10 protein-coding genes are annotated in these 15,245 nt (G+C 49.6%); 6 read left to right on the top strand and 4 right to left on the bottom strand.

Going from position 1 to position 15,245, the window contains the following annotated elements:
• Nucleotides 1-231: 231 nt before the first annotated feature.
• The 6 genes from prpC (at nucleotide 232) to AC51G0_RS22975 (ending at nucleotide 9,243) form a co-directional block, all read left to right on the top strand.
• Entirely contained in the window at nucleotides 232-1,392 is a 1,161-nt protein-coding gene (prpC, locus tag AC51G0_RS23000) for a bifunctional 2-methylcitrate synthase/citrate synthase (RefSeq protein ID WP_496303979.1), read from the top strand.
• A gap of 112 nt (nucleotides 1,393-1,504) precedes the next feature.
• Nucleotides 1,505-4,090: a Fe/S-dependent 2-methylisocitrate dehydratase AcnD gene (gene acnD, locus AC51G0_RS22995; RefSeq protein WP_496303978.1), complete on the top strand. Its 2,586-nt coding sequence runs from the start codon at nucleotides 1,505-1,507 to the stop codon at nucleotides 4,088-4,090.
• A gap of 12 nt (nucleotides 4,091-4,102) precedes the next feature.
• A complete protein-coding gene (gene prpF / locus AC51G0_RS22990; protein WP_496303977.1) occupies nucleotides 4,103-5,302 on the top strand; it encodes a 2-methylaconitate cis-trans isomerase PrpF in 1,200 nt (399 codons plus the stop codon).
• A gap of 79 nt (nucleotides 5,303-5,381) precedes the next feature.
• On the top strand, nucleotides 5,382-7,256 hold the full coding sequence (locus AC51G0_RS22985; RefSeq protein WP_496303976.1) for a propionyl-CoA synthetase: 1,875 nt from the start codon (nucleotides 5,382-5,384) through the stop codon (nucleotides 7,254-7,256).
• A 201-nt stretch (nucleotides 7,257-7,457) separates the two neighbouring features.
• Nucleotides 7,458-8,909, top strand: a complete 1,452-nt coding sequence (locus tag AC51G0_RS22980) for a bifunctional 2-methylcitrate dehydratase/aconitate hydratase (protein ID WP_496303975.1) — start codon at nucleotides 7,458-7,460, stop codon at nucleotides 8,907-8,909.
• Between the two features lie 118 nt (nucleotides 8,910-9,027).
• Nucleotides 9,028-9,243, top strand: a complete 216-nt coding sequence (locus AC51G0_RS22975; protein ID WP_496303974.1) for a hypothetical protein — start codon at nucleotides 9,028-9,030, stop codon at nucleotides 9,241-9,243.
• 377 nt (nucleotides 9,244-9,620) lie between these two features.
• Here the strand turns inward: AC51G0_RS22975 and AC51G0_RS22970 are convergent, their stop codons facing one another.
• The 4 genes from AC51G0_RS22970 to torC form a co-directional block, all read right to left on the bottom strand.
• Entirely contained in the window at nucleotides 9,621-10,433 is an 813-nt protein-coding gene (locus tag AC51G0_RS22970; RefSeq protein WP_496303973.1) for a bestrophin-like domain, read from the bottom strand.
• 232 nt (nucleotides 10,434-10,665) lie between these two features.
• The gene (gene torD / locus AC51G0_RS22965; RefSeq protein ID WP_496303972.1) at nucleotides 10,666-11,319 is read right to left on the bottom strand and encodes a molecular chaperone TorD; all 654 of its coding nucleotides are present in this window, start codon (nucleotides 11,317-11,319) and stop codon (nucleotides 10,666-10,668) included.
• A gap of 136 nt (nucleotides 11,320-11,455) precedes the next feature.
• The gene (gene torA / locus AC51G0_RS22960; RefSeq protein WP_496303971.1) at nucleotides 11,456-13,933 is read right to left on the bottom strand and encodes a trimethylamine-N-oxide reductase TorA; all 2,478 of its coding nucleotides are present in this window, start codon (nucleotides 13,931-13,933) and stop codon (nucleotides 11,456-11,458) included.
• 123 nt (nucleotides 13,934-14,056) lie between these two features.
• A complete protein-coding gene (gene torC / locus AC51G0_RS22955; RefSeq protein WP_496303970.1) occupies nucleotides 14,057-15,235 on the bottom strand; it encodes a pentaheme c-type cytochrome TorC in 1,179 nt (392 codons plus the stop codon).
• Nucleotides 15,236-15,245: the final 10 nt, after the last annotated feature.

Genomic DNA, 15,245 nt, shown 5'->3' with positions numbered 1-15,245 from the left:
CCAATAATAAAAATACAGATAACAACATTAATAATAAATATAGGCAGGGAAGCCACCTCGCTAATAAGCGGGAAGCCTAAGAAATTTAATACCAATAACAATATTACGAATAATTGACTATTTATTTAGTACTGATTCAGTCGCTGCCATTTCACTAGGTGCGAGGTGTTTTATCACCTGCAGCTAACGAAGTCGCAATAGATTAACGTGAACAAAATAAAGGAGTCTGCTATGACTGCGATAGCCGTAGCTGATACGAATAAGGACAAGAAGCAATTAAGTGGTGCTGGCCTGCGTGGGCAGAGTGCCGGAACAACCTCACTGTGTACCGTGGGCCAAAGCGGTACGGGTTTGACTTACCGCGGATATGACATCACCGATCTGGCCAATCATGCCGAGTTTGAGGAAGTGGCTTACTTGCTATTGAAAGGCAAACTGCCAAATCAGGCAGAATTGGATGGCTATAAGCAGGTATTGAAGAATGCCCGCGGGTTGCCACCGGCACTGTGTCAGGTTCTGGAAGCTATCCCGGCCGATGCCCATCCGATGGATGTGATGCGTACCGGTTGTTCAATGTTGGGTAACCTGGATCAAGAGCTCGACTTTGCCGAGCAGGATGAGAAAACCGATACCCTGCTAGCCATGCTTCCGGCCATTATTTGCTACTGGTATCGCTACAGCCATGACGGTGTTCGAATTGACACAGCTAATAGCCAGCAAGACAGCATCGGCGGCTATTTCCTTGAAATGCTGACTGGCAAAGCACCGTCAAAGCTGCATAAGCAGGTCATGCACTGCTCGTTGGTACTGTATGCCGAGCATGAGTTCAATGCCTCGACATTTACGGCCCGTGTTTGTGCATCGACATTGTCTGATCTTCATTCCTGTATTACAGCCGCTATCGGTAGTTTGCGCGGTCCATTGCATGGCGGTGCCAATGAAGCAGCCATGGCAATGATTGAACAGTGGCAGACAGCGGATGAGGCGGAAGTCGGCATCATGCAGATGCTGGCCAACAAAGACAAAATCATGGGCTTTGGCCATGCGATTTATCGTGAATCAGACCCCCGTAATGCTTTAATTAAAACATGGTCGGAAAAACTTTCTGCCGATGTTGGCGACACCCACCTGTATGCTGTTTCCGAGCGGGTCGAGCAGGTGATGAAGCGGGAAAAAGGCCTGTTCTGTAATGCTGATTTTTTCCATGCCTCGGCCTATCACTTTATGGGGATCCCGACCAAGCTGTTTACCCCTATTTTTGTTATGAGTCGAGTCACCGGTTGGGCTGCCCATGTGTATGAGCAGCGTGCCAATAACCGGATTATCCGTCCGAGCGCCGATTATGAAGGACCTGAGCATCAGGATTGGCTGCCAATTGAAGAGCGAAGTTAACGCTTAAACACGGACTTCGCGCGAAGGAGGAGCCTCCGCTAACTCCCCCCATCAAGGGGGGGAGGATGAGTCGCCCAATAGGTCTGAGAGCAGTAAATTCAGGATGGAAGCTATGAATATAAATACAAAATACCGTAAGCCTCTTGCGGGCAGCGGACTTGATTTCTTTGATACCCGAGAAGCCGTAAACGAGATATCGCCTGGCGCGTACGAGACCCTACCTTATACCTCACGTGTTTTGGCCGAGCAGCTGGTCAGACGCTGTGATCCAGACTCATTAACGGATTGTTTGAAGCAGATTATCGAACACAAGCGCGACCTTGATTTTCCATGGTATCCAGCGCGAGTGGTGTGTCATGACATCCTGGGACAAACGGCATTAGTAGATTTAGCTGGTCTGCGAGATGCTATTGCAGAGCAAGGCGGCGATCCGGCGAAAGTTAACCCGGTTGTGGAAACTCAATTGATTGTCGACCATTCATTAGCGGTTGAGCACGCTGGCTTTGACCCTGATGCATTTGATAAAAACCGCGCGATAGAAGAGCGTCGCAACGAAGACCGTTTTCACTTTATCGAGTGGTGTAAAACCGCCTTTGAAAACATCAATGTTATTCCAGCGGGTAACGGCATCATGCACCAGATTAATCTGGAGAAGATGTCGCCAGTGGTTCAGGCCAAGAACGGTATCGCTTACCCTGATACTTGTGTAGGTACCGACAGCCACACACCGCACGTCGATGCGCTGGGTGTGATCGCGATTGGTGTGGGTGGTCTTGAAGCGGAGACGGTGATGCTGGGTCGCCCATCCATGATGCGTCTGCCAGATATTGTGGGTGTGAAACTGACAGGTAAGCGCCAGCCAGGCATTACTGCAACCGATATTGTTCTCGCGATCACCGAATTCTTACGTAATGAGCGTGTGGTTTCATCTTATCTGGAATTCTATGGTGAAGGGGCGAAAGATCTCACCATCGGTGACCGCGCAACGATATCCAATATGACGCCAGAGTATGGTGCCACTGCGGGTATGTTCTATATCGACGAACAGACCATTAACTATCTCAAATTAACCGGTCGAGATGAGCAGCAAGTAGAGCTGGTGGAACAATACGCTAAGCAAACAGGCTTGTGGGTCGACGATCTGGAAGACGCGGTTTACGAACGAGTGCTGGAATTCGATTTATCGAAAGTGTCCCGCAACATGGCAGGGCCATCGAACCCTCACCGTCGCTTACCAACGTCAGAACTTGCATCTCGGGGGATTTCCGGCGAGTGGGAAGAGAAAGAGGGCGAACTGCCAGATGGCGCAGTGATCATCGCAGCCATTACCTCTTGTACCAACACCAGCAACCCTCGCAACGTAATTGCTGCAGCACTTTTAGCCAAGAAAGCCAATGAGTTGGGTCTGGTCCGTAAACCCTGGGTGAAATCGTCGTTTGCACCGGGGTCGAAAGTGGCCAAATTGTATCTGGAAGAAGCAGGACTGCTGCCTGAACTGGAAAAACTAGGCTTTGGTATTGTTGGTTACGCCTGTACGACCTGTAACGGCATGAGTGGTGCACTGGATCCAGAAATCCAGCAAGAGATCATCGACCGTGACTTGTACGCAACTGCTGTATTGTCCGGTAACCGTAATTTTGATGGTCGTATCCATCCCTACGCAAAGCAGGCGTTTTTGGCCTCACCACCTCTGGTTGTTGCGTATGCGTTAGCAGGTTCAATTCGCTTTGACATCGAGCGTGATGCCCTTGGCAGTGATAGTCAGGGTAATCCCATTTACCTCAATGATTTGTGGCCAAGTGATGAAGAGATCGATGCGGTTGTCGGCAAGTGCGTTAAGCCGGAGCAGTTCAATCAGGTCTACATCCAGATGTTCAAACTGAATGACGAAGCGCGCAATAGCAATCCGCTTTATGATTGGCGTCCGATGAGTACCTATATTCGTCGCCCACCTTATTGGGAAGGCGCTTTAGCGGGTGAGCGAACGCTGTCGGGCATGCGTCCATTGGCGATTTTGGGCGACAACATCACGACCGACCATTTGTCACCATCCAATGCGATTATGGCTTCCAGCGCAGCAGGGGAATATCTGGCCAAAATGAGTGTACCGGAAGAGGACTTTAACTCTTACGCAACGCACCGTGGTGACCACCTAACGGCGCAGCGTGCCACGTTCGCTAACCCGAAACTCTTTAATGAAATGGTCAAAGAAAATGGCGAAGTCGTGCAGGGGTCGTCGGCTCGCATTGAGCCGGAAGGCAAGGTTACTCGCATGTGGGAAGCGATTGAAACCTATATGAACCGTAAGCAGCCTCTGATTGTGGTGGCAGGCGCGGATTACGGTCAGGGCTCATCCCGTGACTGGGCGGCGAAAGGGGTTCGCTTGGCTGGGGTGGAAGCCATCGTTGCTGAAGGCTTCGAACGTATTCACCGAACTAACCTGGTGGGTATGGGCGTACTGCCACTTCAGTTTAAACAAGGCGTTAACCGTAACACCTTAGCGTTGGACGGTACTGAGCTTTACGACGTTGTCGGTGAGATTAAACCTGGTGCAGATTTAGCCCTGGTGATAACTCGCACCAACGGTGAAAAAATCGATGTGCCAGTGACTTGCCGCCTTGATACTGCAGATGAAGTGGAAGTCTATGATGCAGGCGGTGTGCTACAGCGTTTTGCGCAAGACTTTCTGGCTCAGTAAGGGGAGGTAACTATGACAAGTTTAACGCCTCAATCACAATTCAAAGTGCCTGCCACCTATATGCGTGGTGGCACCAGCAAAGGTGTGTTCTTCAATTTGGACGATTTGCCGCCTGAAGCTCAGGTACCTGGCAAAGCCCGAGACCAGTTGCTGCTGCGAGTCATTGGCAGCCCTGATCCATATGCCAAGCAGATTGATGGTATGGGTGGTGCTACGTCGAGTACCAGCAAAACCGTTATCGTCTCCAAAAGTAGCAAAGTTGATCACGATGTCGATTATCTGTTTGGTCAGGTGTCGATAGATAAGCCCTTTGTTGACTGGAGCGGTAACTGCGGAAATCTCTCTGCGGCGGTGGGGCCATTCGCGATTCATGCCGGCTTGCTCCCTCAAGATCGTATTCCCGAAAACGGCATTGTCACGGTTCGTGTTTGGCAAGCTAATATCGAGAAAACTATCCTGATACATGTGCCCATTGTGAATAGCTTTGTACAGGAAACCGGTGAGTTTGAGCTAGATGGGGTGACGTTCCCTGCAGCCGAAATTCAGGTGGATTTTATGGATCCGGCAGATGGTGATGGCTCCATGTTCCCAACAGGCAATCTGGTTGATGATCTTGAAGTGCCGGGTATTGGCACTTTCAATGCCACATTGATCAATGCGGGGATCCCGACCATTTTTGTCGATGCTGAGGCAATTGGATACACCGGAACCGAGCTGCAAGATGACATCAACAATGATGAAAAAGCGTTGGCTATGTTCGAAACCATTCGTGCTTATGGCGCTCTGGAAATGGGTTTAATTAAACGCCTAGAAGATGCTGAGACACGTCAGCATACGCCTAAAATCGCCTTTGTTTCCAAGCCGAAGACGTATCAGTCTTCGAGTGGCAAAACGGTTGCTGAAAGTGAGGTGGACATTTTGGTTCGAGCACTTTCTATGGGTAAGTTACACCACGCTATGATGGGAACAGCAGCGGTCGCGATTGCATCAGCAGCCTGTGTTCCGGGGACGCTGGTTAATTTGGCTGCTGGAGGCGGTGAAAAAGAATCGGTGACGTTCGGGCATCCGTCCGGAACGTTAAAAGTGGGCGCACAAGCCAAACAGGCGGATCAAGGCTGGGTTGTTGAGAAGGCCATTATGAGTCGCAGTGCTCGCATTTTGATGGAGGGCTTTGTACGTGTTCCCTCTAATGTCTTTGAATCGAGCCTGTGAATAAGAGTCTTTGAGTAAGAATTTTGCACGGCTTAATAGTCGAAAATAAGCAATGTTAGGACATACTGGAGGAAGCATTATGTCTGCGTATCAAAAAGAATATCAGTGTGCTCAAACAGCGCCGAAAGAATTTTGGAAACAGCAAGCCAACGAGATTGCTTGGTTCAAATTTCCTCAAACCATTCTCAGCCAGGATGAGTATGGAATCGACCGCTGGTTTGCCGACGGTGAACTCAATACCGCTTACTTAGCCCTGGACTATCATGTCGAGCAAGGGCGAGGTGATCAAACCGCATTGATTTATGACTCCCCTGTCACCGGACAGAAAGCCCGTTATAGCTATCGTGTTTTGCGCGACCAGGTCGCCAAGACCGCGGGTATGTTGGCTAGCTTGGGGGTAAGCAAAGGGGACCGGGTGGTGATTTATATGCCAATGATCCCGGAAGCCGCGATGGCTATGTTGGCCTGTGCCCGGCTGGGGGCGATCCATTCGGTCGTCTTTGGCGGCTTTGCTCCGAATGAACTGGCGGTACGTATTGAAGATGCTGAGCCGAAGGTGATCATGACAGCCAGCTGTGGGGTCGAAATCAATAAAGTCCTCCCTTATAAACCGTTGGTGGATAAAGCCATCATGGACAGCCGTTGGAAGCCCGATCATGTTGTGGTGCATCAGCGTAAAGCATGTCTGGCGGATCTGAATCAGGAACGCGACAAGGACTGGTCTGCACTATTGCGTACGGCGAAAGCACATGACTGTGTGCCGGTGAAGGCTACCGATCCGCTGTATATCCTTTATACCTCAGGTACGACGGGTAAACCCAAGGGGGTGGTGCGTGATAACGGTGGTCATGCTGTAGCGATGAAATACAGCATGGGGACTATCTATGATGTCGAACCAGGGGATGTGTATTGGGCGGCATCGGATGTTGGTTGGGTTGTTGGTCATTCTTATATTGTCTATGCACCACTGATCCATGGTTGCACGACCATCATGTATGAGGGCAAACCGGTACGTACACCGGATCCAGGTGCTTTCTGGCGGGTGTGTCAGGAGTACGGGGTCAAAGTTCTGTTCTCGGCACCAACAGCGTTTAGGGCAATCAAAAAAGAAGATCCTGAAGGCGAACACTTGAAGCAGTACCCGATGCCATCGCTGAAAACGATTTTTATGGCAGGCGAGCGGTTGGATCCACCAACATTGGAATGGGTCGAAAGCAAGACCGGGCGTCCGGTGGTCGATCACTGGTGGCAGACCGAGACGGGCTGGGCAATTGCCGGAAACCCGATTGGGTTGGAGAACTTTGCAGTGAAACCAGGCTCGGCGACTAAGCCTATCCCTGGTTACCAGGTCGAAGTACTTAATGAAATTGGTGAACAGAAACAAGCCAGCGAGCAAGGCTATATTGCGATTAAGCGACCGCTGCCACCAGGCTGCCTGCCTACGGTATGGCGCAACCATGACCGTTTTGAATCCGGCTATCTGAGCCAGTTCCCGGGCTATTATGTCTCTGGTGATGGCGGCTATATCGATGAAGATGGCTACCTGTTTGTCATGGGACGCATTGATGATGTGATCAATGTGGCTGGTCACCGCTTGTCTACCGGTGAAATGGAAGAGGTAGTCGGTGGTCATGAGGCGGTTGCCGAATGTGCAGTAATAGGTATCCACGATGAGCTCAAGGGCCAGTTGCCGTTGGGGCTGGTGGTGCTGAAAGATGGTTACGTGTCAGAAGGCGGCACCATCGAAAATGAGCTATTGCAAAAAGTGCGGCAGGAAATTGGGGCTGTAGCCTGCTTCAAACGCGCATTGATTGTTGATCGTCTGCCAAAAACACGATCCGGTAAGATCTTGCGCCGGGTGATCCGCCAGATCGCCGACGGCGAGCAATATGTCGTGCCTTCAACGATTGATGATCCGTCCAGCCTGCAGGAAATTGAGCGGGTACTGGAGTAATTCCCCTAAATAATTGAAAGACTCCCTGAGCAAACAGCCTTTGCATCGAAAGATGCTCTGGCTGTTTTTTTATGTCTGGCTGGCATGAATTTATCATGAATCCGATCCTCGTAATGCTTTAATTAAAGCATGGTCGAAGAAACTCTCTGCCGATTATAAGGGGCCGGAGTATCAGGGTTGGCTCATCAAAGGAGCAGAACAATGAGCATGAACGTCGATATTAATGAACGCCCGCAACCGGATAAGCTGCTGGTACAGGTCGCTGAATATGTGGCTAACGCCGAGATAGAATCGCAGGAAGCCTATAACACGGCCCGTAACTGCCTGATAGATACCCTAGGCTGTGGACTGTTGGCTCTACGATTCCCAGAATGTACCAAGCACCTTGGTGCTATCGTTCCGGGAACTACGGTACAAAATGGTGCTCGTGTACCGGGAACATCCCATGAGCTGGATCCGGTCATGGCGGCCTTTAATATTGGCTGTATTATCCGTTGGCTCGATTTCAATGATACCTGGCTGGCTGCGGAGTGGGGCCACCCGTCGGATAACCTGGGCGGCATTTTGGCAACAGCGGACTACCTGAGCCGTGTTGCCGTATCGCACGGCAAAGCGCCGCTTATTATGCGAGATGTGCTGACGGCGATGATCAAGGCCCATGAAATCCAGGGCGTATTAGCGTTAGAAAATAGCTATAACCGCGTTGGCCTGGATCATGTGTTGCTGGTGCGTGTCGCTTCGACCGCTGTCGTGACTAAAATGCTGGGCGGTAACCGCGATCAGATCATTGATGCTGTTTCGCAGGCTTGGGTAGACGGCTGCTCGTTACGTACCTACCGCCATGCGCCGAATGCCGGATCTCGCAAGTCCTGGGCGGCGGGTGATGCCACTTCACGTGCAGTACGTCTGGCTATGATCACCATGAAAGGCGAGATGGGGCTGCCCTCTGTACTGACTGCGCCGCAATGGGGTTACTACGATGTGTTGTTCAACGGCGAACCGTTCAAGGTTGACCAAGGCTTCAACAGTTACGTAATGGAAAATGTGCTGTTCAAGATCTCTTTCCCGGCGGAATTCCATGCCCAGACAGCAGTAGAGTGCGCCGTAACGCTGCATGAGCAAGTGAAGGACAAGATCGATCAAATCGAGCGTATTGTCGTCACCACTCATGAGTCGGCAATTCGAATTATCTCGAAAGCTGGTGATTTGGCTAACCCTGCAGACCGTGACCACTGTTTGCAATATATGATTGCGGTGCCGCTGCTTTATGGAGATCTGGTAGCCGAGCACTATGAAGATGATTTCCACAAGGGTGACGCCCGTATTGATGCCCTGCGTAACAAGATGGAAATCATTGAAGATACCCGTTACAGCGCAGAGTACCTGGAGCCGGACAAACGCGCGATCGCCAATGCTATCCAGGTGTTCTTCAATGACGGCACGTCAACGGAGAAAGTGGCAGTGGAATATCCGATTGGGCACCGCCGCCGCCGTGAAGAAGGGATCCCGGTTCTGGAGCGTAAGTTCCAGCGTAACCTGCAGACCCGTTTCCCTGTGGGGACCAGCCAGAAGATCTTTGAACTATGTAGCGATCAGGCCGCGCTTGAAGCAACACCTGTTAACGAGTTTATGGAATTGTTCGTTATCAATTAACAGCATCACTAATAACTTGGCTAGGGATTGGCTTACTGCCGTGCGTTAAGCAGTCAAAGTATTATTAAATGCACTATAGTTCATAGAAGTTGTAAAGCACTCATGGAGTCGTGCAGTAATGTCAATGAACCTATCAGTGTTATGTATTGCAATAGCGGCTGTGGCCCTGAGTCAATTGGCTGACGAGCGTGATCCCGCTGGGTATTCACAATTTGTTTATCGAGATGCTGAAGTTGCGACAATGCTCCCTACCGTACAAAAACATGAAGGCCAGGCTTTGGTTGAGAAACACCGCCGTGGCGTTGTTCTTGGTGTCTTGTTTATCGAGCAGTAACTGTGATCCCAGAACAAAAAAAGCCGCACTAGGCGGCTTGATCGTATCTCTTCAAAAAAGAGTTTTTTGTTTTTCTCAGTGCAGACTGAGATTGTTTTTTTAATTTTTTCCTAACCAGCTTTGTGTCCTTACTCATAGTAATGACTCAATGCACTCCATGCATGCTTAACTAACGTTGCTAATTAATAACAGTAATAGGCGTCTATTACATGCAAAATTTAGCCTCTAGTGGTGATATCTGTTCCAAATGCAGAGGCTAAAAAGGAATATACCCCATCTACCACCTAAGTGGTATGTGGGTGTTAATGCCCTTAGCGAATATCTCAATAAGTGCGATCGGGCTCACGTTTGGTGTTGATTGTTTGTGTGTTTTTTGGCTAAGTTTTTGAATTTAAGGGGTTGAGTTGTTGCTTGTTTTCTAGGCTGTCACGTAAATCAATCAGCGCTTGCTGGCTGACTTCAATAATACTGCGTGCTGGCCGGTCGAGTTCGACTATCAGGGTGAGTACCAGAGAGAAGGCCATCGCGAAGGGAAGTGCGGCAATCAGCAATCGGCTTTCCCCTTGTGCACCGACCTGAACCCCATTGAGGGCAATGGTTAGGAAGGTAAGAAGAGTGAGTGTGATCCAGATGCTGATCGGGATCCGTCCTCTTAGCCCGTAGTTGACTCGTTCGCTATGGATATCAAAGACAATATTGAGGGAGTCGATATACAGCAAGTTTTGGGTTGGTGGTGAGCTGTGGTGGGCGTTGATCGCAATTTGCCACAACTCTTGCTGGATTTGTTCGCTTTCACTGATTACTTGATTAACAATTTTTTTAGCCTGACTTTGGTCTTCAACGACACGAATATTGACATACTTGACTAACAACTCACGACTCTGGGTTCGATAGGGCTCGTCCAGTAGCCCAGTCCGCAGCATTGCAGTTCCTACTGCATTAGCTTCTTTTAATACTAACTGTTTTCTGACGTCATTTTTTGATGCCGCCATGCTAAAAGTAATTGCCAGGATAAAGGCGAGCAGGCTGGCAAGCCCAGTAGCCATCGGGCTGATGGCTTTGCTGATCTGGCTAGAGGCGAAACGTCGTGTGAGGCTATAGCCAAACTCAAACATGATGGAAATTGCACTAAAAACCAGTGCCAGAACGAGAAAGATAGACAACGAATCAATGAAGGTTTCTTGATACATAAATAGTCTCGAACCTTTGTTTTTATTGGTAGCGTTTTAACGCTTTTGGTAAGTCAAAAGTATAGCGGCTTACGCAGAGACAGGAGGTTAAGAGGGATAATTGAATAGTGGCACAAGTGTCAACTGCCTATTGATAGCGGCTTTGGAGTGAGGCGGACCATCTAATTAAGCCGGCAATCCATATGCCGGCAACTCGAAATAGTGATTTCAGTTTTTATGATAACGGATTGGATTATTGTTCTTCGCCTGCAAGAAATGCAGCATCTAATTGACAGAACGCGAGCAGCAGATTCACAGCAGCGGCGTAGAAACCGAAATTGTCGCGAGAGTCACAGGACTTGGTAAAAGTCGGTAGCCAGTTCAACAGCATGGTATTGATGAAATTAAGCTGTGCTTGCATCACCGTTTCGGCTTTTTCTTCGTTTTCTTGCTGATTAGCAAGAATGATCAGGTTACCCATGAAATCCAGCTCGACCGCAATATGGTCAGCAGGCTCATTGAATTCTTTTCGCTGAGCAATGCTGTATTCTTCCATCAGCTTGTTCATGTCCTGTGCGGGCTTATCATTAAGCAGGCCACTTTCACCAACATATATGGAAGCGTAAGGTAGGGCGCCAGATTTTGGTGTACTCAGAAACAGACCACAGAAATCTGCGGCAAGCTCAAGCTGGGCATCTTCACGAGTGTCTAGACGATTCAGTGCATCACGGAACGCTTCAACAGGTTGTTTTAGCTCCGGTGTCATACCAAGGCCAGATAAGAAGGTGAGCATCTCACCTCCGAGATACTCATTAAGATCATCTTCTGTCAGCTCACGAGAAAGTAGAGAAGACATCCACCAGTAAATCTCTGCACGTTGTTCGTTGAAATCAATAAACTCTTGCATGGGTACTCCAGAGTAAAGCAGTGCCGACTTATTAGGTTTTATCCTGCCGGACTGTATAAAACATATTGAGGTTGAGCCAAAAATAAAAAGCCTCGCATATGTGAGGCTTTGATTTTAGTAATGAGTCCGAAAAGTATTAAGCTTCAACTTCCTGTGGGCCACCGAAAGCGGTAACTGCAGGTGCTTTGCCTACGAACTTTTCAACTTCAACGATACAAGTGTGGGCACTGGTTGCCTGAGACAGTTTAGATGCACCAATATCCAGGCTCACTGTGTTTGGATCGCCATAGGTATCGAGTGAACCCACTTTCTCGTCTTGAGGGCCATACCAAGCACCTTCATGAATACGCATTACGCCAGGCATGTAGTCTGGAGTAACAACTGCACCTGCCAGTAGCTGGCCGCGATCGTTGTGTACGCGTACGATGTCGCCATCTTTAATGCCACGTGCTTTTGCATCTTCAGGGCTCATGTAGATTGGCTCACGCCCCTGAACGGTATAGGTTGCACGGTACTCTTCAGATTCACATAGCTGAGAGTGAAGGCGATGATCCGGGTGGCAAGACTGCAACTGAAGCGGGTATTTGTCAGAGCCAGGACCACCGTGGCTACGTTCGATTTTCTCGAACCACATTGGGTGACCTTTACAGTCGTTGTAGCCGTATTTCGCAATCTTGTTAGAGAAGATTTCGATCAGACCAGAAGGAGTACCCAGCGCGTATTCTTCAGGGTCTTCACGGAAGTCGGCGTGACGAACCCAAGGCTTGCCTTTACCAAACTCAACAAAGCCTTCTTCCCAGAATTTGTCGAACTCAGGCATGTCAAACTTGCCTTTGTTGGCTTTGCGGCAATTTTTGTAGATTTCCTTCAGCCACTGCATTTCGCTCATACCACGGGTGTACTCACGATCTTTACCGAAGCGCTTAGTCAGCTCGGTGAAGATTTCGAAGTCACTTTTCGCTTCGAACTGAGGCTCAACCAGCTTCTGCATTGCAATAATACCGCGGGCAGAGTATGAACCGTACACGTCGATATCGTTACGCTCGAATGGCGTAGTTGCAGGCAGAACGATGTCAGAGAAACGACAAGTTGCTGTCCAGCGGTAATCAACGGTGACCACAGTTTCCAGCGACTTCTGCGCCTGCTTCATGCGGTTGCGGTCCTGGTGGTGATGCCACGGATTGTTACCGCTGAATACCATCATCTTGACTTCAGGCAGTTTCACTTTCTTGCCGTTATAGTCGATAGTTTCGCCTGGGTTAACCAGACAATCTACCCACCGGGCGACCGGGATCACTTTGCTGAAGCCATTGAACTTCTCGCCGTGAACCGGCTTGTAGCCCTTATCCGGCGTTGAAGGGAATGCGCCTGGACCTGAAGCACCTGAAGAAGGAACACCGATTGAGCTGTAGTGGTGGGCATAAGAGATGCCGCCACCAGGCAGGCCGATTTGACCGAGCATTGAAGCCAGTACCGCCGCCATCCAGTATGGCTGCTCACCGTGCTGCTGACGCTGTACACACCAGCCCAGCATCAGCTGAGTACGATCTGCTGCCATAGCGCGGGCCAGTTGACGGATATCATCAGCCGCTACGCCACAGATCTTGGCTGCCCACTCTGGCGTTTTCTCGATCTTGTCTTCGGTTTTACCCATTAGGTAAGGCACGAATTTTTCGTAACCCATTGTGTATTCATCAAGGAAGTCTACGTCAGCCAGCTCTTCAGTTACCAGGGTATGGGCAATCGCCATCATCAGAGCAACGTCAGTTTGCGGGTTGATACGCATCTGCTCACAGCCAAGGAACTTCTGGGTCTTGGTTGCTACCGGGTCAATGCTGATCACGCGGATATCGCCGCTGGCAATTTTAGCTTTCAGTGCATCCAGATGCGGATAGGCTTCATGGGTCTCACAGTTCCAGCCAACCTGCAGGTTTTTCACTGGATCGTTGGCCCACAGCACCAGGAACTTGGTCTCGTTGAAAATGTGCTCCCAAGACGTACCCTGTGCGTAAACTTCAGAGTTGCCCAGTACGTATGGAAGAATGTGCTGACCAGCACCGGTAGAGTAGTCACCGACTTTCTTAGTAAAAGAGCCATGGTAAGCAACAGCACGCTGCATATGGTTACCTGCGCTATGCAGTGCACCGGTAGAGCGCCAGCCGCTTTGGCCTGCGTGAAGTGCTGAAGAACCATAGGTCTTCTGGACACGATCTAGCTCGTTGTGGAACAGATCCAGAGCCTTATCCCAGCTTACACGAACAAAGCGATTATCACCGCGCTTGCTGGTGTCGCTCTTGCTGCCGTTTTTCAGCCAGTCCACACGTACCATAGGGTAACGGACACGGGATGGGTTGTAGATCATGCCCTTCATGCCGTTTAGCATGTCGGTTGGATGGGTATCGAGTTCAAATGGCTTAATTTCAGCCACGCGTCCATCTTCGATACGCGCACGGAACGCGCCCCAGTGAGAGCCTGTCAGTCTCCACTTAGGTGCTTCAGAAGCCATTGCCTTGCTGGCAGTTAGCAAACTTGGGCCCACAACTACGCCAGCGGCACCGGCGGAAATACCTTTCAAAAAGTCACGGCGTTTCAGGTTAAAACTTGAACCACTCATGATAGCCTCGCTTATCAGTTATTATTGATACCAAGCTGAACAATTAATTCTCGCCGAGAGGCGCCTGATTATTCAGCGTGGTATTAGGGGAAGGAGGCCGCCGATAACGACCTCCAAACTTGGTTAGTGTTCGTCGCTATAGTCCGAAGAGTGCATCTGCAGGTAACGTAAAACGATTTGCTCTTCTTCTTTTTCAAAGTCGGCGAAATCAAGCATGCCTTTGAACATTCCGACCCAAGTGTTTGAGTCGAAATGAGCTTCTGCTGGTTGTGAGTGACAACGGCTGCATGTTGCTGTGTAGGCTTCTTTGGCGTATTCCCAGATTGGCTCTACGTCTTCCACCAGATCGTTTTTATCGGTCCAAAGTGTAAAGTCGACGTTCTGCCAGGTAATGCTGGTATCCTCGTCTTCTTTGGCATCAAGTACGTTGAAGAAGCCCTTGGTTTTTGCGACCTTCCGCTGAAGTGAAGCGACGCGAATGTTGCGGGCAAAGTCTTGCATAATGATCTTGCCGCTGCCTTTTTTCTTACGCCAGCCAGTAATTTTAACTTCAATGGCTTCGCCTTGGCTGCCGACAACTTCCACTGGCACTGATGAGATCATCAGGCCTGCTTTTTTTGTCATCTCCGGATCCAGGAACAGCTTCTTGTTGTGCAGCGTATAGTAGGTGTTGCCTTTATTAACCGACGTTTCCAGAGCCTGGGCGTTCAGATCATCCATGATGGCTTTATAGCCTGCAGACATATCTGGCATGTGATGGGCAATACCCTTGTGGCAGTCGATACAGCTTTGATCATTTTCAGCGGCGTCCATCATCTGATCGCGGGCATCTACGGACATTTTTTCAAAGTCCATGCTCTTATAGTCATGGCAACTGCGGCATTCAGCAGAGCCATTGGCTGACATTCGTGCCCATTCGCGCTTGGCCATTTCCAGGCGGTGTTTGCCAAATTTCTCTGGTGTATCAACAGAGCCGGTCAGCTTTGCCCACACTTCCATCGATGCCTGAGCTTTGCGCGCTATCTTGTCGGTAAAATTGTGTGGAACATGGCAGTCCGGACAAGTTGCGCGAACGCCAGTACGGTTTTTAAAATGAATTGTGCTTTGTAGTTCCTGGTAAACGTTGTTTTCCATTTCATGGCAACCAATACAGAATTGTTCCTGATTGGTGTACTCAAGGCCGGCATCAAATGTGGTCCAGAACCCTACGCCGCCAATAAAACCCGCTAAGATCAAAATGCCTAAACCGATGGTTTTACTGGGTGTAAAGAAGTGTTGCAGTATTTGTTTAATTGACTTCATTACGTTTCCC

This window comes from Photobacterium sp. HL06, assembly GCF_059552575.1.
This window is presented reverse-complemented; position numbering and strand designations above follow the sequence as displayed.